Origin of the sequence: Variovorax sp. Varisp85 (assembly GCF_047304045.1) — a bacterium.
Taxonomy (GTDB): domain Bacteria; phylum Pseudomonadota; class Gammaproteobacteria; order Burkholderiales; family Burkholderiaceae_C; genus Variovorax.
Genome location: NZ_JBGLYN010000001.1, coordinates 1 through 23,158, shown reverse-complemented (window position 1 = coordinate 23,158; position 23,158 = coordinate 1). Strand labels below are relative to the sequence as shown.

Below are 23,158 nucleotides of genomic sequence, written 5' to 3'. Positions count from 1 at the left end.
TCAGGCCCCCTGGTCCAGATCGAGCACCACCGGCGCATGGTCGCTCGGCTTTTCCCATTTGCGCGGCACGCGGTCGATGACGCAGCCCTTCACGCGCGGCACCAGCGGCTGGCTCACCAGGACGTGGTCGATGCGCAGCCCGCGATTCTTCTGGTAGCCCAGCATGCGGTAGTCCCACCACGAATAGCTTTTCTCGGGCTGCTCGAACATGCGAAAGCTGTCTGTCAGGCCCAGTTCGAGCAGCGCCTTGAAATGGTTGCGCTCCTCGGTCGTGTGGTGGATTGTTTCCTTCAGGCCCACCGGGTCGAAGCTGTCGCGGTCTTCCGGCGTGATGTTGAAGTCGCCCAGCAGCACGAGGTTCGGGTTCGACACCATCTCCTGGCGCAGCCAGTCTCGCAGCGCGTCGAGCCACTTCAGCTTGTATTCGAACTTGTCGGTGCCCGGCGCCTGGCCGTTCACGAAGTAGCCGTTGACCACACGCAGCGGACCCGACGGCGTTTCAACGGTGGCCGCGATCACGCGCGACTGGTCGTCGGTGAAGCCACCGATGTTCTTCACCACGTCGCGCATTGGTGCAAGGCTGAGGACCGCCACGCCGTTGTAGGTCTTCTGGCCAAACACCGCCGCTTCGTAGCCGGCCGACTTGAGCACGTCGAGCGGGAACTTGTCGTCGGTCATCTTGAGCTCCTGCAGGCACAGCACGTCGACCGGATTGGCGATGAGCCAGTCGAGCACGTGCTGAAGGCGCGCGGTGAGGGAGTTGACGTTCCAGGTGGCGATTTTCATAAATTATTGTAAGTCATTGATTTCAAATGAAAATTTATCATTTTCAGAGCGTCTTTGGCAGCCTGCACCCCTTGGTGTGCCCGTTCGGCGTTTCGCTTTGCCTCGGTTGGCGTGCATGCAACTGGTCAGCTTAGCAAAAGCACTCGAACTTCCATTGCTTCTCGGGTAAGCGGGCGCAACAGCAGCGGCACCGCAGGGCGACGCCGCTGCTAGGTGCTTACCACTATCGTCGACAATATTGTCAACAATAATGTTGACGTTAATTTCAACAAAGCCTAGATTACGCCCGACAGCCTCGGTGGTGCACTGGCCCGGACCAGCCCGACCCGCGACTGCAAAGTTCGCCAGCGTGCCGGGTCCTTTTCCTGCAGGCTGGCATCCGTGCCACTGCAAGGAGACAAACCGATGCAAAACACCATGACGGACGGCGCCAAGGCGACCGCCGCAGCCCCCGACGCCGCCCACCAGCCCACCAAGGTGCGCTGGAAGATCTTCCTGATGATGTTGTTCCTGATCTCGATCAACTACATCGACCGGGCCTCGCTTTCGGTGGCCATGCCGCTGATCGCCAAGGAATTCGACATCGGCCCGGCCGTGCAGGGCCTGCTGCTCAGTTCGTTCTTCTGGACCTATGCGCTGATGCAGATCCCGGGCGGCATGCTGGCTGACCGCTTCGGCCCGCGCGTCGTCATCGCTGGCGCGACCGTGGGCTGGGGCGCCTTCCAGGCCATCGCTGCCCTCTGCACGGGCTGGGTTCCCTTGCTGTTGACGCGGCTGGGCCTGGGCGCGGCCGAGGCGCCGATCTACCCCGCGGGCGGCAAGCTCAACGGCATCTGGATGACCCAGACCGAACGTGGGCGCGGCGCCACCTTGCTCGACGGCGGTGCCCCCCTGGGTGCCGCGTTGGGCGCGATCCTGATCTCGGCATTGATCGCCGTGCTCGGGTCCTGGCGCCTGGCGTTCGTCATCGCCGGCGTCGGCACCGTGGTGGCAGGCTACTTCGCCTGGAGCTACATCCGCAACCATCCACGCCAGCATCCCGGTGTGAACGAGGCCGAAGCGCGCTACATCGAGGCCAGCCACGCTGCCGACGCCGCCAAGGAGTCGGCCGACGCGAGCGGCCGGGTGCTCGACTTCTTCCGCTACCGCTCGGTGTGGGGCATGTTCTTCGGCTGGATGTGCTTCAACGCGCTGTTCTACGGCCTGCTCACGTGGATGCCCAACTACCTGTCGAAGGTGCACGGCTTCGACATCAAGCAGATGGGCGGCGCGGTGTTCATCATGTTCTTCTCGGGCTTCGTCGGCGAGATGTTCGGCGGCTGGCTGGCCGACAAGTGGCAGGCGGCCGGTGCCTCGCAGAGCAAGGTGCTGCGCACGCTGTTCGGCATCTCGTCGATCATCGCCACCATCGCCATCTTCATGGTGACCCAGATCAAGGACCCGGTCGCCGTGGTCGTGCTGCTGTCGGTGACGCTGTTCTTCCTGCGCTGGTGCGGCCTGTTCTGGTGCGTGCCGTCGATCCTCGGCACGCGTGCCCGGGTCGGCTTCCTCGGCGGCACCATGAACCTCGGCGGCAATGTCGCGGGCATCGGCGTGCCGATCGTGGTGGGCCTGATCGTGCAGGCGACCGGCTCGTACTTCATGGCGCTGATGCTGTTCACGGCGGCCGGTGCCGGCCTGTTCGTCTGCTCGACGATGCTGATCGACTACAGCAAGAAGCTGCCGGTCTGAGGCACGCAACCGAACCGGAAGGAGACGCTCCCATGTTTGTTTCTCATCTTCGTCTCGCGGCGGGTGCGGTTGCCCTGCACCTTGCCTGCGCCGGCGCGGCCCTGGCCCAGCCGGCGGTCGATGCCGAGCCCGGGATTGCCGTTGCGGTGCCCGAGGCCGTGGGCGTCGACTCCCAGCCGCTGGTGCGGCTGTCGGAGTGGATCCGCAAGGAAAACCTCGACGTGCGCAGCTTCCTCGTGGTCAAGGACGGCAAGCTGGTCTTCGAGCGCTACAGCCAGGGGCTTACGCGCGACCACAACTACGAGCTGTACTCGATCACCAAGAACGTCACGGCGCTGGCGGCCGGCGTGCTGATCGACGAGGGCCGCTCACGCCTCGACGAGAAGATCGCGCCCATTCTGGCCAAGGCGCGTCCCGACCTGAAGGACGCGCTCGCAGATAAGCAGGCCATCGAACTGCGGCACGTGATGTCGATGTCGACCGGCCTGTTCTACGACTTCAAGCCGACCGACGACCCGATCTACTACGGCGCGCCGGACCGCCTGAAGCTCGCGGCCGGCACCACGCCCCGGCGCCCGCCCGGCGAGGCCTTCGACTACACCGACGTCAACCCCATCCTCGCGAGCGCCACGCTGGGCGCCGATGCCGGCATGCCGCTGCAGGCCTTCGCCGAGCAGAAGATCTTCAAGCCGATGGGCATGGTGCACTACGCCTGGGAGCGCGCGGACGACAAGGGGCTCGTGTCCTCCGGCTGGGGTCTGCGGCTGCGCGCCGTCGACATGGCCAAGCTCGGCATGCTGGTGCTCTCGGGCGGCCGCTGGAACGATCGGCAGATCACGTCGCAGGCCTGGATGCGGACCATGACCGCGCCGTCGTCCGCGCCCTGGTACGGGCAGTACTGGTGGATCAACGACATCGTCGCCACCGAGCCCGAGGTGCATGCCATGGGCTTCAAGGGCCAGTTCATCGTGGCGCTGCCGCAGCGCAATGCGGTGGTCGTCATGACGAGCATGCTGCCCATCGAGGGCGGCCTGCGCGAGTCGAAGAACGTGCTGGCGATCCGCCGCATGGTCAACGACTTCGTGCTGCCCGCGCTCGACAACGCCTCGCATGCGAGCCCGACGCCCGCGCGCCGCAAGGCCCTGGCGCGCGAACTCGACTTGGCCGCCCACCACCAGGGCAAGCCCGGCGCACCGGCCGACCCGACCGATACCCCCCGGCTCTGACGACCATGACGCAACGAAAGCTCATCGGCGTGCTGACGCCTTCCTCGAACACCGCGCTCGAACCGCTGACCAGCGCGATGGTCGCGGGCGTGCCTGGCGTCTCCGCGCATTTCTCGCGCTTCACCGTCACCGAGATCTCGATGCGCGACGCCTCGCTGAACCAGTTCGACGACAGCAAGATCCTCAACGCCGCGCGGCTGCTGGCAGACGCGCGCGTGGACACGATCTGCTGGAGCGGCACCTCGGCCAGCTGGCTCGGCTTCGAGAAAGACCAGGCGCTGTGCGCGCGCATCACCGAGGCGACCGGTATCCCGGCCACCACCTCGGTGCTGGCGCTCAACGAACTGCTGGCCGCGCAGGGCGCGCGCGCGCTGGGCCTGGTGTCGCCGTATGTCGAGGACGTGCAGCAGCGCATCGTCGCCAACTACGCGGGCATCGGCATCGACTGCGTGGCCGAGCGCCACCTGGACCTGACGGTGAACTTCGCGTTCAGCGAGGTCGAGCCCGACACGCTGCGCCGCATGCTGCGCGAGGTGGCACAACAGCGCCCCGACGCGATCACCATCATGTGCACAAACCTCAGCGGCGCGCAGCTGGTCGAAGAAATGGAGCGCGAGCTAGGCATCCCGATCTACGACTCGGTGGCCACCGTGGTCTGGCGCGCGCTGAAGACGGTCGGCGTCGATCCGAGCGCCGTGAAGGGCTGGGGCCGGCTGTTCGACGCGAAGGCCTGAACGGCCACCACCGACCATCAGACACAGACATAAAAGCAAAGAAAGACCATGACCTTCCGCGACCTCGATCTCGTGGTGCGCAACGCCCGCGTTGCCACCGCCAGCGACACCTTCGATTCGGACATCGGCATCCGCGACGGCCGCATCGTGCAGCTCGGCCTCGGCCTGCCGCCGGGGCGGCAGGAGATCGATGCCGCCGGCCGCTACGTGACGCCGGGCGGCGTCGACGCCCATTGCCACCTCGACCAGCCGATGGAGCCGCCGGTGCGCATGGCCGACGACTTCGACACCGGCACCCGCGCGGCGGCCTGCGGCGGCACGACCACCGTGATCCCGTTCGCGGCGCAGCACAAGGGCCAGTCGTTGCGCGCCGCCGTGCAGGACTACCACCAACGCGCCGAAGGCCGCGCCCACGTGGACCACGCCTTTCACCTGATCGTGAGCGACCCGACCGAGGAAGTACTCAAGCATGAGCTGCCGCAGCTCATCGCCGAGGGCTACACCTCCTTCAAGATCTACATGACCTACGACGATCTGAAGCTGGACGACGGCCAGATCCTCGACGTGCTGGCGGTGGCCAGGGAGCAGGGCGCGATGGCCATGATCCATGCCGAGAATGCCGACTGCATCGAGTGGCTGACCAAGCGGCTCGAAGCCAGCGGACGCACTGCGCCGCGCTTTCATGCGCATGCGCGGCCGATGCTGGTCGAGCGCGAGGCGACGCACCGCGCGATCGCGCTGTCGGAACTGGTCGACGTGCCGATCATGATCGTGCACGTGTCCGGGCGCGAAGCCGTCGAGCAGATCCGCTGGGCGCGCGCACATGGCCTGAGCGTGTTCGCCGAGACCTGCCCGCAGTACCTGTTCCTGACCGCCGAAGACTTGGGGCTAGACGACAGCTATCAGGGCGCGCGCTGCGTCTGCAGTCCGCCGCCGCGCAACCGCGAGAACCAGCAGGTGATCTGGAACGGACTGTCGGACGGGCTGTTCACGATCTTCTCTTCGGACCATGCGCCGTTCCGCTACGACGCACCCGAGGGCAAGAAGCCCGGCGGCGAAGAGGTGGCGTTTCGCCACATTCCGAACGGCATTCCCGGCATCGAGACGCGGCTGCCGCTCTTGTTCTCGCACGGCGTGCTCGATGGGCGCATCACCATCAACAAGTTCGTCGAGCTGACGTCCACCAACCCCGCCAAGGCCTACGGGCTGCACCCGCGCAAGGGCACGATCGCCGTCGGCGCCGATGCCGACCTCGTGGTCTGGGGCACCACGCCGCGCGCCATCCGCAACGCTGATCTGCACCACGACGTCGACTACACGCCCTACGAGGGCATCGAGGTGAAAGCCTGGCCGGCGCTAACGTTGGCGCGCGGCGAGGTCGTGTGGGACGGCGAACGCTTCCATCCGCGTGCCGGACGCGGAGAATTCCTGCGCCGGGGCGAGCCCACCTTGCTGCCGAGCCGCCGACCGGCCTGAGCCAATCGCCTGGAGACATTGCCATGAACCTGCTGCTGATCAACCCCAACACCTCGCAAAGCGTCTCGGACCTGATCGCGGCCGAAGCCCGGCGTGCGGCCGCGCGCGACACGCGCATCGAGGTGCTGACCGCACCCTTCGGTGTCGCCTACATCGAGACCCGCTTTGAATCGCTGATCGGCGCCTATGCCGCCGCTACGCTCGCGGCGGAGCACCACGCGCGGCACGACGCCATCGTGGTCGCGGCCTTCGGTGACCCCGGCATCGACGGCCTGCGCGAGGCGCTCGACATCCCCGTGGTCGGCCTGACCGAGGCCGCGCTGATGAGCGCGTGCCTGCTGGGCAAGCGCTTCTCGATCGTCGCGATCTCGCGGCGCATCACGGCGTGGTACCGCGAGTGCGTGCAGGCCAACGGCCTGATCGACCGGCTGGCGAGCATCCGCAGTCTCGACGGTCCGCTCAAGGACATCGGGCACGTGCAGGACGACCACGGCCAGCGACTGGAGGCGTTGTGCATGTCGGCCATCGAGGACGACGGCGCGGATGTGATCATCATCGCCGGCGCGCCGCTGGCGGGCCTGGCGCGTTCGATCAAGGACCGCATTCCGGTGCCGGTGGTCGATGGTGTGTCGAGCGCCGTGTGCCATGCCCAGACGCTCGTGTCCCTGGCGCCTGCGCCGGCGCGCCGGGGCAGTTTCGCGCCGCCGCCGATCAAGCCGAACCAGGGGCTGCCAGACGCCTTGGCGCGGCTGCTGGCGCGCGATGCCGGACGCAGCACGGGCTGAGGTTGCGGGTCCCGTGGCGCTCTGCAGCGTAGGGGGCCCGCCGATAGAATCGGCGCCGATGTCCACCAAAGCCCCAGCCCGCAAGACCAGCGCGAACGGCGCGGCCAACGCCCGCGAACACAGTGTCGAGGAGATCGCCGAGAAGATCTCGGCAGCCATCCTCGAGCACCGTCTCGCGCCCGGCACGAAGCTGGGGGAAGACCGGCTGGCCACGATCTTCGCGACCAGCCGCGCCAAGGTGCGCGAAGTGCTGGCCCGGCTGGCTCACGAGCAGATCGTCGAGCTGGTGCCGCAACGCGGCGCCTTCGTCGCCAAGCCCACCATCGAGCAGGCGCAGGACGTGTTCGAGGCGCGCCGCCTCATCGAACCCGGCGTGCTGCGCCGCCTCATCCGTACGCTCGACGACACCAAGAAGCAGCGCCTGCAGCGCCACATCGAGCTCGAGGCCGACGCGCGACGCCGCGACGACAAGCGCGCCATCGTCCGCCTGTCGGGTGAGTTCCATGTGCTGCTGGCCGAACTGGCCGGCAACTCGGCTCTGGCGCGATCGATGCGCGAGCTGTCGGTGCTGACCTGCCTGATCATCTCGCTGTACGACGCCCCCACGGCCACCAGTTGCCGCGCCGACGAGCACGAGGAAATCGTCGCTGCCGTGAACCGCGGCGATGCCCAGCGCGCCGAGAAGCTGATGCTGCATCACCTGGACCACATCGAGCAGAGCCTGAAGCTGGACGACAGCGCCGAAGAGGTCGACCTCGAAAGCGTGTTCAGCTGAAGCAGGAACGGTGCAGGCGAGCCGTGCGCCCTGGAATTGGCACGCTCAATGACATCGTTCATGCGCCGCAGGCGCGGCTTCCTACAGTTCGATGAATGCCGACGTGGCCTTGTTGAGCGCCAGCTTGCCCTTGGCGGTGATCGATTCGACCTGGGCCAGCTGGCGTATCGCGCGCGCATCGGGCGCGCGGTCCGAGGGCGGAATGAAGGCCGTCACCAACTCTGCCGCACGCAGCACGCGCAGCCTGTCGATGTCTGCCGGCGTGTGAATGACGTATGGCAATTTCTGCTCGGCGATGACCCGAAGAAATTCCATGGACATGAGCCGTCTCCTTGGGTTGAGGGCGGGAGCGACATTTTGCGCACAAACAATTGGCGTTGTCTAAACCCTGAGCCGCGCATGCCTTTACACGCGTGTACCGAAGTGTTCCTTTCGCCCTGAAAGGGGCGACGAAGGTGCCAGTTTGTTTCTGGTAACCGGGCGACTATTTTTGTTGAGCGTCAGGGCCGGCCAAACTGTCGCCGCTCATCCGTTCGGGGATGCGATGCGCTCGTAGGTCACGAAGCTGAAGCCCAGGCCTTCCTTGGCCGAGACATGCGATTCGCGCTGCGTCTCGCGCCATACGGCTGCGTCGAGATCCGGAGCATAGGCATCGCCTTCGTAGTTGCGCGCAACCTCGGTCACGACCGCGCGCTGCGCGAGCGGCTCGGCTTCGGCGTAGATCTGCGCGCCGCCGATGACCCATACGGCGTCGGCCTTCGATGACGATTCGCAAAGCGACAGTGCCTCCTGCAGGCTGCCCGCGCGCAGCGCGCCGTCGGCCTGCCAGCCGGGCTGCCGTGTCACCACGATGTTCTGCCGGCCCGGCAGTGGCCGGAAGCGTGGCGGCAGCGAGTCCCAGGTCTTGCGGCCCATGATCACCGGCGCGCCCACGGTCTGCTGCTTGAAGTGCGCCATGTCCTCCGGGATGTGCCAGGGGATCGTGTTGTTCGCGCCGATCACGCCGTTGGCGGCGCGCGCGAAGATGAGGTTGACGCGGGGCTTGCTCATTCCGCTCATACCGCCACGGGCGCCTTGATCGGATCGCCGTGCCGGTAGTCCAGCACCTCGAAGTCTTCGTACTGGTATTCGAAGATCGACGCCGGCTTGCGCTTGATGTTCAGCGTGGGGTAGGGGTAGGGCGTGCGGCTGAGCTGCAGCGCGACCTGCTCGGCGTGGTTGCTGTAGATGTGGCAGTCGCCGCCGGTCCAGATGAAGTCGCCCAAGTCGAGGTCGCACTGCTGCGCCACCATGTGCGTGAGCAGCGCGTAGCTCGCGATGTTGAAGGGCACGCCCAGGAAGATGTCGGCGCTGCGCTGGTAGAGCTGGCAGCTGAGCTTGCCCCGTTCGCCTTCGGCCTGCGGCGGCGCCACGTAGAACTGGAAGAAGGCATGGCAGGGCATCAGCGCCATCTTCGACAGCTCGGCCACGTTCCATGCGCTCACGATGATGCGGCGCGAATCGGGGTTGGTCTTCAGCGTCTTGATGACGTCGGCGATCTGGTCGATGTGGCCGCCGTCGGGCGTGGGCCAGCTGCGCCATTGCACGCCGTATACCGGGCCCAGGTCACCGTCCTCGCGCGCCCATTCGTCCCAGATGGTGACGCCGCGTTCCTTGAGCCAGTTGTTGTTGCTCGACCCGGTCAGGAACCACAGCAGCTCCTGGATGATGGACTTCAGGTGCACCTTCTTCGTGGTGACCAGCGGGAAGCCCTCGTTCAGGTCGAAGCGCATCTGGTGGCCGAACACGCTCTTGGTGCCCGTGCCCGTGCGGTCGCTCTTGAAGACGCCATGCGTGTCGACGTGGCGCATGAAGTCTTCGTACTGGGAGCGGACGGGGCGGGCGGGCGTGGAGGTCATGGGCGAAAGGCTTCCGGAGGATCTGGCGGGAGGCTTCGAATTTTAAGTGCCCGGGCTTAGCATCGCCGGAATGAGCGCAGACCACCCCCACGACGACAGCGGCCACGGTCACCACCACGGCCACGATCATGACCACGAACACAGCGAACTCGGCGAGATGGACCTGCGCGTGCGTGCGCTCGAAAGCGTGCTCGCGCAGAAGGGCTACATCGACCCGGGCGCGCTCGACGTGCTGATCGACACCTACCAGACCCGCATCGGCCCGCGCAACGGCGCAAGGGTGGTGGCGCGGGCCTGGGTCGACCCGGCCTTCCGGCAGTGGCTGCTGGCCGACGCCACGGCAGCCATCGCCTCGCTGGGCTACACGGGGCGGCAGGGCGAGCACATGGTGGCAGTGGAGAACACCGGCGATACGCACCACATGGTGGTGTGCACCCTGTGCAGTTGCTATCCGTGGCCGGTGCTGGGCCTGCCGCCCACCTGGTACAAGAGCGCGCCGTACCGCTCGCGCGCGGTGAAGGACCCGCGCGGCGTGCTCGCCGATTTCGGCGTGACCCTGCCCGAGACCACGCGCATCCGCGTGTGGGATTCGACCGCCGAGGTGCGCTACCTCGTCATCCCGCAGCGGCCCACCGGCACCGAAGGCCTGAGCGAAGAAGAGCTCGCCGCATTGGTTTCACGCGATTCGATGATCGGCACGCGGCTGGCCGGTGCACCAGTTGAAGCCGGGAGCGACGCATGAGCTACGCGACGAAGGCCGACCTCGGCGGACAGCCCGGCTTCGGCAAGGTGGTGCCTGAAGCCGAGGGCGAGCTTTTTCATGCCGATTGGGAGCCGCGCGCGCTGGCGCTCGTGCTGGCCATGGGCGCGACGGGCTCGTGGAACATCGACGCGAGCCGCTCCGTGCGCGAGACGCTGCCCGACTATGGCGAGCTGAGCTACTACCAGATCTGGCTTCGCGCGCTGGAGCAGCTGATGCTGCAGCGCGGGCAGCTCTTTCCCGACGAGATCGCCAGCGGCGAGGTGAGCCATGCTGCCGCGCCCGTGGCCCGCGTGCTGCGCGCGGCCGATGTGCAGTCGGTGCTCGCCAAAGGCTCGCCCGCCGAGCGGCCGGCGCCTGCACCGGCCCGCTTTGCCCTGGGGCAGAAGGTGCATATGCACCTCGGCAAGTTCGACCATCACACGCGGCTGCCGGCCTATGTGCAAGGCAAGCGCGGCACCATCGTTCACGTACATGGCACGCATGTGTTCGCAGACACCAACGCGCAGGGGCTCGGCGAGCAGCCGCAGTGGCTCTACACGGTGGAGTTCGACGAAGCCGAACTGTGGGGCGACGATGCGCCGCGCCAGAACCTCTCGGTGTCGGTGGATGCGTGGGAGAGCTATCTGGAGGCCGTGGCATGAGCGCCGCGCCGGGCCGCCCCAAGCAAGCTCGCACCGCAGTGCGAAGCACGAAGGTATTCCAATGAGCGGCGAGCGCATGCCGCTGTCGCCCGGCATGCCGCGCGATGCGGACGGGCCGGTGTTCAGCGCGCCATGGGAGGCCCAGGCCTTCGCGATGACGCTGGCGCTGCACGAGCGCGGCCTCTTCACATGGCCCGAATGGGCCGAGGCGCTGGCGGCGCAGATCTCCGAGGCTCAGGCCGCGGGCGACCCCGACACCGGCCAGACCTACTACCTGCACTGGCTGGCCGCGCTCGAGAAGCTCGTGGCCGCCAAGGGCGCCAGCTCGGGCGACGAACTGGCCCGCTACCGGCATGCCTGGGAGCACGCGGCCGGCCGCACGCCGCATGGGCAGCCGATCGAGCTGCGCGGGGAAGACTTTCCGGGTTGAACTTTTCCGGCTGAAGTGTCTGTAGAGTGCGTGCGGCAGCGCCCGCATCGTGAGCTTGATCCGTTCGCGAGTCGGGTGATAGCCTGCCGCGCTTTCCTCGACATTCCTTCAACAGAACGGACAACATGACGACTCACTCGCGCCATCCCGCTTCGGCTTCTTCGGCCATGAAATCCCGGACTCCCGCTCGCCGCCACATGCTCGCCATCGCCCAGTGCACCGCGCTCGCGTGCGCCCTGCTGACTGGCAACGCCATGGCCCAGAAGCCGCACCAGGGCGTGCTCGACGCCGCCACGCAAAGCAAGGACGAGGCGCTGAAGATGCTGGAGCGCATGGTCAACATCGACTCCGGCTCGGCCGACACGGCGGGCCTGGACAAGGTCCGCGAGATGGCGGTGGAAGAGCTGCGCAAGCTCGGCGCGCGCATCGAGACCTTTCCGGCCGATCCGCATCCCGGCACCAACGTGGTGGCCACGCTGACAGGGCAGGGCAAGAAGAAGATCCTGATCCTCGCGCACATGGACACCGTCTTCAAGGAGGGCACGGCCGCGGCCAAGCCCTTCTACATCAAGGATGGCCGCGCCTACGGCCCCGGCGTGATGGACGACAAGGGCGGCGTGATCGCCGGGCTCTATGCGCTGAAGATCCTCAAGCAGGTCGGCTTCCAGGACTACGGGCAGATCACCTTCCTGCTCGACACCAACGAAGAGGTCGGCTCCGTCGGCACCAGCGCGCTGATCGAGCGCATCGCCAAGCAGCACGACGTGGCGTTGAACCTGGAGCCGGGCCGACCGGCCGATGGCCTCGTGGTCGAGCGCAAGGGCTCGGCCACCGCGCTCGTCGAGGTGAAGGGGCTGGCCGCTCACGCGGGCGTGGCGCCCGAGGCCGGCCGCAATGCGGCGATGGAAGTGGCGCACCAGGTGCTGCAGCTGTCGAAGACGGCCGATGCCGCGAAGAAGACCACGGTCAACTTCACGGTGCTCACGGCCAATGGACCGACCAACGTGATTCCGGCGACCGCGAGCGCCAAGGGCGACGTGCGCGCGGCCACGCCCGAGGAGCTCGACCGCGTCGAGAAAGACCTGGTCCGCATCTCGCAGAACAAGCTGATCCCCGAGACCGAGGTGCGCGTGCGACTGATCCGCGGCCTGCCGCCGATGCCGCGTTCGCCCGCGTCCGACAAGCTGGTGCGCATGGCCGAAGGCATCTACGGCGAGATCGGCAAGAAGCTCACCATCGAGAGCAGCGGCGGCGCGGCCGATGCGAGCCTGGTGGCAGGCGTCGGCGTGCCGGTGCTCGATGGCTTCGGCATCGTGGGTGGCGGCATCCACACGCCGGAGGAATATGCGGAGGTAGAGAGCGTGGTGCCGCGCCTCTACCTGCTGTCGCGCATGCTGATGGACCTGAGCGCCAACTGAGCAGGCGCTCAGCCGCGCTTCGGAATGCCCAGCCCCGCCACCACGGCGGGGCGCGCCACGAAGGCTTCGAGCGCGCGCGCCACGTTCGGAAAATCCTTGAAGCCCACGAGGTCCGCTGCCTCGTAGAAGCCGATCAGGTTGCGCACCCACGGGAAGGTGGCGATGTCGGCGACGGTGTAGCTGTCGCCCACGATCCACGCGCGGTCCGACAGGCGTTTGTCGAGCACGCCGAGCAGGCGCTTCGATTCGGCCACGTAGCGGTCGCGCGGGCGCTTGTCTTCATAGTCCTTGCCGGCGAACTTGTTGAAGAAGCCGAGCTGGCCGAACATCGGGCCGATGCCGCCCATCTGGAACATCACCCACTGCAGGGTTTCGTAGCGGCCGGCGGCGTCCTGCGGAATGAACTTGCCGGTCTTCTCGGCGAGGTACATGAGGATGGCGCCCGATTCGAACAGCGCCAGCGGCTTGCCGCCCGGGCCATTGGGGTCGAGGATGGCCGGGATCTTGTTGTTCGGGTTGAGCGACAGGAATGCCGACGACGTCTGGTCGTGGGTCTCGAAGCTCACGAGGTGCGGCTCGTACGGCAGGCCGGTCTCCTCCAGCATGATCGACACCTTCACGCCGTTGGGCGTGGGCAGCGAGTACAGCTGCAGCCGGTCAGGATGCTGCGCGGGCCATTTTTTCGTGATGGGAAAGCTCGAGAGATCGGTCATGGAGGGAGTCCTTGGGAGGGAGACGGCAAGCGCCGGATTCTGCCCGGGCCGGGCAGGCGGCGTGCGCGTACGGCCTTGCCCCTCAGATCCCCAGCCAGCTCATCAGCGAGGACTCGACGTCGGACGAAGGCGTGACGAAGCCGACATAGGTGGACGCAGCGAGCGCGCGCTTGCCGGCGTCGGTCTGCGCCAGGCTCAGCAGCGCATCGCGCGCCGCGTTCACCGTGGCCGCATCGAGCTTGCGCGACGCGAGCCATTGCTTGATCGGCACTGCGCGCGATTCCGCGCAGACCTTGCCGCCGCCGTCTTTCCAGGTCTTGATCACGCCGGAGGCTGCCGTTGCACCGTAGGCTGCAAAGCCGTTCTGCACGTAGAAGGGCACGGCCTCCTGGAAGCGCGTGTTGGTGACCTTGACCGCGGTGCCCTGCAGTCCCTGCTCGCGCAGCATCGCGCGCGTGATCACCGCGGTGATCGAGTCGGCGTCGGGCATGACCAGCTGCTTGCCGGCCACGCTCTTCCAGTCGGAGATCGGCTGCTGTTCCTTGCACAGGAAGGACACCTTGTAGTCGGTGTAGCCGGTGGTCCAGGCGAATGCGCTGTACTGCCCGCCCTTGATGGCGCCGAGCGCCACGTGCGACGGGTGCACGAAGGCGAAGTCGACCTGCTGCTGCTTCAGCGCGTCGCGCGCACCGTTGTACGAATTGAGGATCTTGATCGTCACCGGCTGCTTGAGCGCCTTCGACAGCACCTCGGCGATGGGCTCGAAGCGGGCGGTGACCTGCGCGTCGGACACGTTGTAGCTCACGCCTTCGCTGACACCGATCACAAAGGCGTGTGACGAAGCGCAGGTTGCGAGAAGCAGCGCGGCCGTACCGCGGGCGATGGTGCCAGGTGAATGGAGGGCGGCGCGGTGTTTCATGGGGACTTTTTCCGGAGGGTGGTGTTGTAACTAAATTATTACATTCATCCACTCGAAGGAACAAGCCCGGACCGCAGGGTTAGCACTGATGAAACAACACTCCGGCGGCCCGCGGGCCGACCGGGCGAGGCGCTATCGCAGGATCAGCCCCGCAGCAGCACTTCCTCGACCTTGATCGACGGCACGTTCTCGCCGCCCGACTTCACCATGTCCTTCGGCCGGTCGAGGAAGACCAGCTGCCCATCGGCGTCGAACTTGCCCAGGTCGCCCGAGTGGTGCCAGCCGAAGCGCTGCGCGTTCGCCGTCGCCTCCGGGTCCTTGTAGTAGTCCAGCATCACGTTGGGTCCGCGAAAGACGATCTCGCCGACCTGCTCCGGCCCGAGCAGGTCGCCCTCATCGCCCATCACGGCGACCTCGTTCACCAGCGTGCCCACGCCCCAATACGAGCCGAAGCGCTTGCGCTGCTCCTGCACCTCGAAGATGGTGGCGCCGGGGTACATCTCGGTCTGGCCCGAGACGAGTGCGAAGTTGGGGCAGAACCCGTCGAGCAGGCGCAGCAACTGCGTGCGCGACATCGGCGCCATCGCGTAGACGCACAGCCGCAGGCTCGACAGGTCGCGCGCGGCGCGCTGCGGCTGCGCGAGGAGCGCACCGTACATCATCGGCAGGCCGACCATCACCGTGATCCGGTGGCGCTCAATGGCGGCGAGCACCGCGCCGGGGTCGAAGCCGCGCAGCACGACGAGCGCGCCGCCCACCGCCAGCGCCGACATCAGCACCGTGTGCTGGCCGCAATGGAACAGCGGCAGCACGCAGCTCCACACGTCGGCGCGCTCGGGGCTGCTGCCTCATTCGATCATGTTGCTCAGCAGCACCGAGTGCACCGACGCATGCGAATGCATCACGCCCTTCTGGCGCCCAGTGGTGCCGCTGATGTACATGATGAGCGCAAGCTGTGTGCTGTCGATGGGCACTTCGGGCAGCGTGTGAGGTCCCTGCGCGAGATGCGCGGATGGAACTGCGGCGGCGCGAGGCCGGTGGGGGCTGCAGGTATGCTCTGTGTCTCCGTTCTTCGGTGATGGGCGCAGCCCCAAGGCTGGCCGCCGCACCGCGCTCGCGAAGACTGGCTACACGCAGAACGCCCCAGGGCCTAGAAGCGTGCCTTGAGGAAAGCCGAAGGCCCCTGCAGGCGGACCTTCAAGCGCGAATCGGCAGAGCCGCTCTCGCGCGTCAGGTCGATGTTCGTCAGGCCATAGGCGAGCACCAGGCCCACGTTCTTCACCGGGAACCACTCGACGCCGGCGGAGGCGTTGTAGATGTTGCCGTGGAAGCGGCCGCTGCTCTTCCACACGCCCGAGGCGTCGGCGAACAGCCGCAGGTCCGGCGTGATGGCGTGGCGCACGCCCACTTCGAGCAGCGGCGCCACGGCGTTGTCGCTGGAGCTTTCGTTCAGCGTTCTGACCTGTCCGCTCACCCCGGCGAGCGCAGTCGCGCCGAGCGTCGCACGGTAGTAGGCGGCACCGGCGCCCAGGCCGAGCACGGTGTTGCCCGAGCCGATCCACCACTTGTACGAGAGCTTGGCAAAGTCGAGCTTGGTGTTGACGGTGGCGTTGCCGAAAGTATTCAGCGAACCGAAGTTGCCCAGGGACGTGGTGTTCGCGACGCCGCCGGAGTAGTCGCGCCGGTACTGGTAGTAGTCGAACGAGATTCCGTGGCTGTCGCCGATCAGCACGTCGGCCGTGATGCGCGGCATGGTCACGCGGCCCGGCTTGATGTCGCCCGATTGCAGCGTGCCATACGGCGTGCTGACCGAGGCGTTGAACTTCGGATCGGCGCTGAAGGCACCGACCGAGAAGCTGAACCGGTCGAGCGCGGGCGAGGGATCGGCCAGAGCCGGCGCGGCGGCAAGCAGGAGGCCGGAGCCGAACAGTGCGCCGAAAGCGGGGCGAGGGCGGAGCAGCAGCATGGATGAAATCCTTGGTGACCCGGATGGGAAATGGATGCCGCGGGCACGCGATGAAATGGCGCAGGCCTGAGGCCTTGCGCTGTGCTTCCGGGCGAAGCTCCCTTGAACAGCGAGAACCCTAGTGGCGCGCGTGAGCTTTCCCGATGCGCGGAATGCCGCTGTACTTGTAGGACTCCTTCTACGCTACGGCGCTACAGTGCTCGCCCATGCGCCGACATCTTTCCACCACCACCGGTCCCCAGCGTCTTCTCTACGGCGCGGCCACCGGCTGCGCCGTTGCGGCCGCGCTGATGCCGCTGCCCATGAGCGGCATGGCGCGCGGGCTGGCCGGATGGTGCGTGGGCGTGGGGGTCTTCCAGCTGCTGTCGTGGTGGTTGGCCGACACCTTCGATGCGAAGCGCACGCGCGAGCGCGCCCAGTCGCTGGACCAGCCCAACGTGGTGATCCTGGTCTCGATGCTGGTGGTGGTGGGCATGAGCGTGGTGGCCATCGCGATGCTGCTGCAGCAGGTGAAGGGGCTGAGCGGCTGGGAGCGCGCGGCGCATGTCGCGCTGGGCCTGGTGGCGCTGGCAGGGTCGTGGCTGACGATGCACACTATCTATGCCTTTCACTATGCGCACCGCTACTACATCGACCAGCGGGACGGCACCCCTGATGGCGGGCTCGATTTTCCGGGCGGGCACGACGCCCCCGACTACTTCGACTTTCTCTACTACTCGTACGTGATCGGCATGACCTCGCAGGTGTCCGACGTGCAGGCGACGTCGAAGGAGATGCGGCGCATCACGCTGCTGCACAGCGTGCTGGCCTTCGCGTTCAACATGATGGTGCTGGCGCTCTCGGTGAACGTCGTCGCGGGTGCCGTGTAGGCGCCCCGCAAGAAAACACGCTCAGGCCGAGGCCCTGCGCGGCAGGCCCAGCTTGACGATGCCGCTCGACAGCGCCACGCCGCAGACGATGACGCCCGCGCAGATCAGCATCCACTGCGTGATGTTTTCCCCGAGGAACACCGCGCCGTAGAACAGCGCGAACACCGGCACCAGGAAGGTCACGGTCAGCGCGCGGGCCGGCCCGGCGCGTTCGATCAGACGGAAGAACAGGATGTAGGCGACGCCCGTGCAGGCGATGCCCAGCGCCAGCAGCGCCAGCCACGCGCGCAGGCTGGGCATCTGCGCGGGCCAGAGCCAGAAGGCGGGAATGGCGAGGAACAGCGTGGCACCGATCTGGCTGCCGGTGGCGGTGGTCAGCGCGGGCACGCCGCCCAGGTGAGCGCGCGTGGCGCTGGCCGAGATGCCGTAGCACAGGCATGCGCCTAGGCAGGCCAGCACCGCGAGGAGCGCGGCATGCCCGCTGGCGCCCGCATGCAGGCCGGCGCTGCGGCTCGCGAGCATGGCGACGCCGGCAAAGCCGATCGCGAGACCGATGAGGCGCGAGCCGTTCGGGCGCTCGCGGAACCAGGCCCACGCCACGAGCGCGCCGAACATCGGCGTGGTGGCGTTGAGCACGGCGGCCAGGCCGGTGTTGATGGTCAGCAGCGCGAAGCAGAACAGCGCGAACGGCATGCCCGAGTTGAAGACGCCGACCGTGAAGCTGGCCTTCCAGTGCTTCGCCAGGGATGGCCCCTGGCCGCGCAGCAATGCGATGGGCAGCAGGAACAGCGCGGCGATCGCCACCCGCACCGCCGCCGTCGGCAGCGCACCGAACTCCGCCGCGCCGATGCGCATGAAGAGGAAAGACGCGCCCCAGAGCGCGCCCAGCAGCACGAGGTCGATGAGCCAGGCGCTGGGTGCAAGGGGCTTGGTGGCGGCGATGTTGTTGTTCGTAGGGGTCATGCGTCTTTCGCTCTGCTTCTTGTGGCTGCTCAGAGCGCTCCCTCGAGTTCGAGCAGGGCGGTCTTGCGTTCGAGCCCGCCAGCGTAACCGGTCAGCGAACCGTCGGCACCGAGCACGCGGTGGCAGGGCACGATCACGCTGATCGGGTTGCGCCCCACGGCTGCGCCCACCGCGCGTACCGCGGCTGGATTGCCCACGTTCATGCTCAGCTTGCCGTAGCTCGTGGTGGCGCCGGCCGGAATGGCCAGCAGCTGCTGCCACACGCTCTGCTGGAAGGCGGTGCCGTGCGACAGGTCGAGCTTCATGTCGAAGCGCTCGCGCTTGCCGGCGAAATAGTCGCGCAGCTGGTCGGCCGCCTCGGCGAGCGCGGGATGGTCGTCCTTCGTGATCCAGCCCGCGGTGTCGGGCCAGTGGCGCTGCTGGTCGAACCAGACGCCGGCCAGGCCCCGGTCGGTGGCCGCCATCGTGATGCCGCCGAGCGGCGTGTCGATGTGCGAGGTATAGATGACTTTGCTCTTGAACTTCATGACATTTCAGGCGGTGAGGCCTGCCGTAGTGATGAGAGGGGATTCCGTGATCGCCACGTCGGTGGCGGCCACGGCAGGAGAAGGAGAAGAGGGCGCATGCCACGCCCGCAGCACCGCATAGCTGCGCCACGGCCGCCAGGCTTGCGAGGCCTCGCTGGCCGCGCGCGCGGTGGTCACGCCCAGCGCCTTCTGCAGCGCAACGTCGCCGGCCGGGAAGGCGTCGGGCCAGCGCAGCGCGCGCATGGCGATGTACTGCGCGGTCCACGCGCCGATGCCGGGCAGCTCCTGCAGCGCGGCGATGGTCGAGGGCACATCCGCGCCCGCATGCAGCGCCAGCTTGCCGGCCGCGACCTCGCGCGCGATGGCGTGCAGCGCCGTCTGCCGCTGGCGCACGATGCCGAGCTGGCCCAGTGCGTCGCCGCTCGCGTCGGCAATGGCCACGGGCGTGGGAAACAGGCGATCCAATCCTTCGACGGGCGTCGCAAGCGGCTCGCCGAAGGCCTCGACCAGCCGCGAGCCCAGCGTGCGCGCTGCGGCCACCGTGATCTGCTGGCCCAGCACCGCACGCACCGCCAGCTCGAAGCCGTCGACCGCGCCGGGCACGCGCAGTCCGTCGCCATGCGGAAAGGCCGCATGCAGCGCCGCATTGATGGCCATCGGCTCGGCGTCGAGGTCGAACAGCGCGCGGGCGCGGCTGATGACGATCGGCAGTACCGCGGCCAGCGAATCGCTGATCGACAGCAGCACCTGTTCGCGCTCGAGGTCGAAGCGCAGCTGCAGCCAGCCTGCGTGCGCCTGTCCGCCCTGCTGGATGCGCAGCGTGCGGGTGAGCTTCACGTAAGTGGGCGTGCTGCCCTTGGCGGGCTCCTTGCCGTCCGATGTCGAGACGACTTCGACGCCGCGCAGCGCACGGCGCGCGAAGAAGCCGAGCATGGCGTTGGCGTCATAAGGCGGACGAAAGCCCAGCCGTACCTCGATGGCCTTGGCTTCGCCGCCCTCGGCCGTGGCACCGCCGGCGCGCCGCAGGGCGCTCGGGTTCAGGCCGTAGTGTTCGAGGAAGGCCGCATTGAAGCGCCGCACGCTCGCGAAGCCGCTGGCCAGCGCCACCTGCGTCATCGGCAGGCGGGTGTCGGCAATGAGCTGCTTGGCGGCCAGCAGCCGGCGCGTCTGCAGGTACTGCAGCGGGGACACGCCGAACTGCACCTCGAAGATGCGCCGCAGGTGACGGTCGCTCACGCCGAGCCGCGCCGCGATCTGCGCCGCGCCCGGACCGTCCTCCGACCACGCGTCGGGCTCGTCGATCAGTCGTGCCGCCTGCAGCGCGAGGATGCGCGAGGCGTCCTCGGTCGACCAGGTGGCCGCGCGCGGCGCGAGTTCGGGCCGGCAGCGCAGGCAGGGGCGAAAGCCCGCGGCCTCGGCCTGCGCCGCGTGGCGGAAGAACCGGCAGTTCTCGCGCCGCGGCAGCTTGACGCGGCAGACCGGGCGGCAATAGATGCCGGTGGAGGTCACGGCGGTGAAGAACGACCCGTCGAAGCGCGCATCGTGCGTCTTCATCGCCAGGTAGCAGGCGTCGCTCTCGAGCGCTTCGGTGGAGGTGTGGGTGGTGGGCATGGGGAAATGATACGGTTTCGACTCGTTTCAACTGGCCGTTTTCGGACATGTGGGCGCCCGGAGCCTTGCCTACAATGCCTCGTTCCAAAAACCAACAGGGAAACGCCTTTCATGCAGCTCAGCGCGTCCATCTTCAAGGCCTATGACATTCGCGGCGTCGTGCCCGCCACTCTCGATGCGGAGGTGGCCGAAGCGCTCGGCCGGGCCTTCGGCAGCGCCGCCCGCGCCGCCGGCGAGAAGTCCGTGGCCGTGGGACGCGATGGCCGCCTGTCGGGCCCCGTGCTGGCCGAGGCGCTGATCAAGGGCCTCGTCGCCACCGGCGTCGAGGTGATCGACGTGGGCGCCGTCACCACCCCGATGCTGTACTTCGCGGCCCACACGCTGTGCACGAGCGGCATCCAGGTCACCGGCAGCCACAACCCCAAGGACTACAACGGCTTCAAGATGGTGCTGGCCGGGCGCGCGATCTACGGTGACGAGATCCAGGGCCTGCGCAAGACCATAGAAGCCGGCACCGCGCAACTCGCCCCCGGCGGCAGCGTGCGCAAGGTCGACGTGACCGAGGCCTACGTGAAGCGCATTGCCGGCGACATCAAGCTGGCACGCCCGATGAAGATCGTGGTCGATTCGGGCAACGGCATCGCGGGTGCATCGGCCCCGGCCATCTTCCGCGCCATCGGCTGCGAGGTGACCGAACTGTTCAGCGAAGTCGACGGCGACTTCCCCAACCACCATCCCGATCCGAGCAAGCCCGAGAACCTCAAGGACCTGATGGCCGCGCTGGCCGCGGGCGATGCCGAACTGGGCCTGGCCTTCGACGGCGACGGCGACCGCCTGGGCATCGTCACCAAGGACGGCCAGAACATCTTCCCCGACCGCCAGATGCAACTCTTTGCGCAGGACGTGCTGTCGCGCGTGCCGGGCGGCACCATCGTCTACGACGTGAAGTGCTCGCAGCGCCTGGCGCCGGCCATCGAGGCCGCGGGCGGCGTGCCGATGATCTTCAAGACCGGCCATTCGCTCATCAAGGCGAAGATGAAGGAAATCGATTCGCCGCTGGGCGGCGAGATGAGCGGCCACATCTTCTTCAAGGAGCGCTGGTTCGGCTTCGACGACGGCACCTATGCGGGCTGCCGGCTGCTCGAAATCCTGAGCAAGAGCCCGAACGCGAGCGAGGTGCTCAACGCGCTGCCCACCAGCTTCTCGACGCCCGAACTGAACGTGCCCTGCGCCGAAGGCGAGCCGCACACCGTGGTCGACAAGCTCGTGAAGGGCGCGAGCTTCGCGGCCCCGGCCAAGGTCTCGACCATCGACGGGCTGCGCGTCGACTGGCCAGATGGCTTCGGCCTGATCCGCGCATCGAACACCACCCCCGTGCTCGTGCTTCGCTTCGAAGGCCAGACCGATGCCGCGTTGAAGCGCATCGAAACCGAGATGCTCGCGCTGCTGCGTACGGCCAAGCCCGACGCCAAGCTCGCCGAAGCGTCCCACTGAGCCTGTGCGTTCCCTGCTGCTGCGCCTCTACGGCGTCTTCACCACCGTTGTGCAACCGCTCGTGCGCCGCAAGCTGCGGCGCCGCGCGGAGGCCGAGCCGGGCTATGGCGTGGCCGTGGAAGAGCGATTCGGCCATTACGACGAAGCCACCACCGGCAAGGCCCAATGCTGGGTGCATGCGGTTTCCCTCGGGGAGACGCGCGCGGCCGCCATCCTGATCGCCGAGCTGCGCAGGCAGTACCCGGGCATCCCGATCCTGCTCACGCACGGCACCGCCACCGGCCGTGAAGAAGGCGCCAAGCTGCTCGAACCGGGCGACACGCAGGTCTGGCAGCCGTGGGACACACCGGGCGCGGTGGCGCGTTTCCTGGATCGCTTCGAGCCGCGCATCGGCGTGCTGATGGAGACCGAGGTCTGGCCCGAAATGGCCGCCGCCTGCGCCGAGCGCCGCATTCCGCTTGTGCTGGCCAATGCGCGGCTCAACGAGAAATCGCTGGCCGCGGCCGAACGGCTCGCATGGCTCGCGCGGCCCGCCTACTCGGCCCTCGCGGCCGTGTGGGCGCAGACCGAGGCCGATGCGCACCGGCTGGTGTCGCTCGGCGCCAAGGTGGCCGGCATCTACGGCAACCTCAAGTTCGACGCCACGCCCGACGTGCGCCAGCTGAACGCGGCCGTTTCGCTGCGCGAGCACCTGCCTCGGCCGATGGTCGTGCTCGCGAGTTCGCGCGACGGCGAGGAGCGGATGCTGCTCGAAGTGCTCAAGCGCTTCGGCGCGACCTCGCCCGTGCCGCCGGAGCAGGGCGCGATCCGCTCGATCGCCAAGCGCGTGCACGACGTGCAATGGATGATCGTGCCGCGCCATCCGCAGCGCTTCGACGAAGTGGCGGCGCTGATCGAGGCCGAAGGCTTCGCCGTGGCGCGCCGCAGCGCGGCGGGCCAGCCGGCCGAGGCAGAGATCTGGCTCGGCGATTCGCTGGGCGAGATGGCGCTGTACTACGGCCTGGCCGACGTGGCGCTGCTGGGCGGCAGCTTCGAGCCGCTGGGCGGGCAGAACCTGATCGAGCCGGCCGCCTGCGGCTGCCCGGTGGTCATGGGACCGTCGACCTTCAACTTTGCCGAGGCGGCGCAGCTGTCGCTGGCGGCCGGTGCATCGCTGCGCGTCGAGAACATGGAGCAGGCTGTGACGGCCGCGCTGAAGCTGGTCGAGAACCCCGAGCGCCGCGCCACGATGGCGCAGGCCGCGCTGGCGTTCTCTTCGTCGAATCGCGGGGCGGCAGAGCGCACGGCCGCCGCGGTGCTCGCGATCGCGCAGGCGGCGGAGCCTGTGGCGTCGGGACTCGCGCCGCTCGAAAGCGAGCCGCCGCGCGCCGAACCCACACTCGACTGAGTTTGCATGGCTCCTTCCCCCTCTGGGGGAAGGCTGGGATGGGGGC

23 protein-coding genes and 1 pseudogene are annotated in these 23,158 nt (G+C 67.7%); 13 read left to right on the top strand and 11 right to left on the bottom strand.

Features of this window, described 5'->3' with window-relative positions; translation table 11 throughout:
- Window positions 1–786: an exodeoxyribonuclease III gene (xth, locus tag ACCC97_RS00120; protein WP_007829412.1), complete on the bottom strand. Its 786-nt coding sequence runs from the start codon at window positions 784–786 to the stop codon at window positions 1–3.
- Window positions 787–1,203: 417 nt separating this feature from the next.
- Between xth and ACCC97_RS00115 the strand changes: the two genes are divergently transcribed.
- Genes ACCC97_RS00115 through ACCC97_RS00090 form a run of 6 tightly spaced genes read left to right on the top strand, consistent with a single transcriptional unit; the run spans window position 1,204 to window position 7,513 of the window.
- The gene (locus ACCC97_RS00115; RefSeq protein WP_086012090.1) at window positions 1,204–2,517 is read left to right on the top strand and encodes an MFS transporter; all 1,314 of its coding nucleotides are present in this window, start codon (window positions 1,204–1,206) and stop codon (window positions 2,515–2,517) included.
- Between the two features lie 32 nt (window positions 2,518–2,549).
- Window positions 2,550–3,743 (top strand): serine hydrolase domain-containing protein, encoded by a 1,194-nt coding sequence (locus ACCC97_RS00110; protein ID WP_007829421.1) that lies wholly within the window; start codon window positions 2,550–2,552, stop codon window positions 3,741–3,743.
- A gap of 5 nt (window positions 3,744–3,748) precedes the next feature.
- Complete coding sequence (locus ACCC97_RS00105) at window positions 3,749–4,477, top strand: aspartate/glutamate racemase family protein (RefSeq protein ID WP_413331315.1); 729 nt, start codon at window positions 3,749–3,751, stop codon at window positions 4,475–4,477.
- 48 nt (window positions 4,478–4,525) lie between these two features.
- Window positions 4,526–5,953, top strand: coding sequence for a dihydropyrimidinase (hydA, locus tag ACCC97_RS00100; RefSeq protein ID WP_413314727.1), 1,428 nt, complete (start codon window positions 4,526–4,528; stop codon window positions 5,951–5,953).
- Window positions 5,954–5,976: 23 nt separating this feature from the next.
- Window positions 5,977–6,738 carry an aspartate/glutamate racemase family protein gene (locus ACCC97_RS00095; RefSeq protein ID WP_413314726.1) on the top strand — a complete coding sequence of 254 codons (762 nt, stop codon included), beginning with the start codon at window positions 5,977–5,979 and terminating at the stop codon, window positions 6,736–6,738.
- A gap of 58 nt (window positions 6,739–6,796) precedes the next feature.
- On the top strand, window positions 6,797–7,513 hold the full coding sequence (locus ACCC97_RS00090) for a GntR family transcriptional regulator (RefSeq protein ID WP_413314724.1): 717 nt from the start codon (window positions 6,797–6,799) through the stop codon (window positions 7,511–7,513).
- 81 nt (window positions 7,514–7,594) lie between these two features.
- Here ACCC97_RS00090 and ACCC97_RS00085 read toward each other — a convergent pair whose 3' ends face one another.
- From ACCC97_RS00085 to ACCC97_RS00075, 3 genes are all read right to left on the bottom strand, one after another.
- Window positions 7,595–7,834: a hypothetical protein gene (locus ACCC97_RS00085; RefSeq protein ID WP_007829428.1), complete on the bottom strand. Its 240-nt coding sequence runs from the start codon at window positions 7,832–7,834 to the stop codon at window positions 7,595–7,597.
- Between the two features lie 204 nt (window positions 7,835–8,038).
- Window positions 8,039–8,563: a dihydrofolate reductase gene (locus ACCC97_RS00080; protein WP_193386530.1), complete on the bottom strand. Its 525-nt coding sequence runs from the start codon at window positions 8,561–8,563 to the stop codon at window positions 8,039–8,041.
- A 5-nt stretch (window positions 8,564–8,568) separates the two neighbouring features.
- On the bottom strand, window positions 8,569–9,411 hold the full coding sequence (locus ACCC97_RS00075; protein ID WP_413331314.1) for a thymidylate synthase: 843 nt from the start codon (window positions 9,409–9,411) through the stop codon (window positions 8,569–8,571).
- A 70-nt stretch (window positions 9,412–9,481) separates the two neighbouring features.
- Between ACCC97_RS00075 and nthA the strand changes: the two genes are divergently transcribed.
- The 4 genes from nthA (at window position 9,482) to ACCC97_RS00055 (ending at window position 12,663) form a co-directional block, all read left to right on the top strand.
- The gene (gene nthA / locus ACCC97_RS00070) at window positions 9,482–10,153 is read left to right on the top strand and encodes a nitrile hydratase subunit alpha (RefSeq protein ID WP_413314722.1); all 672 of its coding nucleotides are present in this window, start codon (window positions 9,482–9,484) and stop codon (window positions 10,151–10,153) included.
- Entirely contained in the window at window positions 10,150–10,815 is a 666-nt protein-coding gene (gene nthB, locus ACCC97_RS00065; RefSeq protein ID WP_413331313.1) for a nitrile hydratase subunit beta, read from the top strand. The genes nthA and nthB overlap by 4 nt, the downstream gene beginning before the upstream one ends.
- A 61-nt stretch (window positions 10,816–10,876) precedes the next feature.
- Entirely contained in the window at window positions 10,877–11,245 is a 369-nt protein-coding gene (locus ACCC97_RS00060) for a nitrile hydratase accessory protein (protein ID WP_007829434.1), read from the top strand.
- Between the two features lie 197 nt (window positions 11,246–11,442).
- Window positions 11,443–12,663 carry a glutamate carboxypeptidase gene (locus tag ACCC97_RS00055; RefSeq protein ID WP_007829436.1) on the top strand — a complete coding sequence of 407 codons (1,221 nt, stop codon included), beginning with the start codon at window positions 11,443–11,445 and terminating at the stop codon, window positions 12,661–12,663.
- Window positions 12,664–12,671: 8 nt separating this feature from the next.
- Here the strand turns inward: ACCC97_RS00055 and ACCC97_RS00050 are convergent, their stop codons facing one another.
- The 4 genes and pseudogenes from ACCC97_RS00050 to ACCC97_RS00035 form a co-directional block, all read right to left on the bottom strand.
- On the bottom strand, window positions 12,672–13,376 hold the full coding sequence (locus ACCC97_RS00050) for a glutathione S-transferase N-terminal domain-containing protein (protein ID WP_007829451.1): 705 nt from the start codon (window positions 13,374–13,376) through the stop codon (window positions 12,672–12,674).
- An 82-nt stretch (window positions 13,377–13,458) separates the two neighbouring features.
- Window positions 13,459–14,295 (bottom strand): phosphate/phosphite/phosphonate ABC transporter substrate-binding protein, encoded by an 837-nt coding sequence (locus ACCC97_RS00045; protein ID WP_007829454.1) that lies wholly within the window; start codon window positions 14,293–14,295, stop codon window positions 13,459–13,461.
- A 143-nt stretch (window positions 14,296–14,438) separates the two neighbouring features.
- Window positions 14,439–15,404, bottom strand: a pseudogene (locus ACCC97_RS00040) (class I adenylate-forming enzyme family protein).
- A 41-nt stretch (window positions 15,405–15,445) separates the two neighbouring features.
- On the bottom strand, window positions 15,446–16,261 hold the full coding sequence (locus ACCC97_RS00035; RefSeq protein WP_413331312.1) for a hypothetical protein: 816 nt from the start codon (window positions 16,259–16,261) through the stop codon (window positions 15,446–15,448).
- A 206-nt stretch (window positions 16,262–16,467) separates the two neighbouring features.
- On the opposite strand from ACCC97_RS00035, the gene ACCC97_RS00030 reads away from it, so the two are divergent.
- A complete protein-coding gene (locus ACCC97_RS00030) occupies window positions 16,468–17,130 on the top strand; it encodes a DUF1345 domain-containing protein (RefSeq protein WP_007829460.1) in 663 nt (220 codons plus the stop codon).
- A gap of 21 nt (window positions 17,131–17,151) precedes the next feature.
- Here ACCC97_RS00030 and ACCC97_RS00025 read toward each other — a convergent pair whose 3' ends face one another.
- From ACCC97_RS00025 to ACCC97_RS00015, 3 genes are read right to left on the bottom strand one after another with little or no spacing between them, the layout of a single operon-like run.
- Window positions 17,152–18,093: a DMT family transporter gene (locus ACCC97_RS00025; protein WP_413331311.1), complete on the bottom strand. Its 942-nt coding sequence runs from the start codon at window positions 18,091–18,093 to the stop codon at window positions 17,152–17,154.
- A gap of 29 nt (window positions 18,094–18,122) precedes the next feature.
- Window positions 18,123–18,620 (bottom strand): methylated-DNA--[protein]-cysteine S-methyltransferase, encoded by a 498-nt coding sequence (locus tag ACCC97_RS00020; RefSeq protein ID WP_413331310.1) that lies wholly within the window; start codon window positions 18,618–18,620, stop codon window positions 18,123–18,125.
- A 6-nt stretch (window positions 18,621–18,626) separates the two neighbouring features.
- Entirely contained in the window at window positions 18,627–20,231 is a 1,605-nt protein-coding gene (locus tag ACCC97_RS00015) for a DNA-3-methyladenine glycosylase 2 family protein (RefSeq protein WP_413331309.1), read from the bottom strand.
- 111 nt (window positions 20,232–20,342) lie between these two features.
- Here ACCC97_RS00015 and ACCC97_RS00010 point away from each other — a divergent pair, with 111 nt between their 5' ends.
- Together ACCC97_RS00010 and ACCC97_RS00005 are read left to right on the top strand one after the other, a co-directional pair.
- Window positions 20,343–21,725 (top strand): phosphomannomutase/phosphoglucomutase, encoded by a 1,383-nt coding sequence (locus tag ACCC97_RS00010; RefSeq protein ID WP_413331308.1) that lies wholly within the window; start codon window positions 20,343–20,345, stop codon window positions 21,723–21,725.
- A gap of 4 nt (window positions 21,726–21,729) precedes the next feature.
- Window positions 21,730–23,112 carry a 3-deoxy-D-manno-octulosonic acid transferase gene (locus tag ACCC97_RS00005; RefSeq protein WP_007829468.1) on the top strand — a complete coding sequence of 461 codons (1,383 nt, stop codon included), beginning with the start codon at window positions 21,730–21,732 and terminating at the stop codon, window positions 23,110–23,112.
- Window positions 23,113–23,158: the final 46 nt, after the last annotated feature.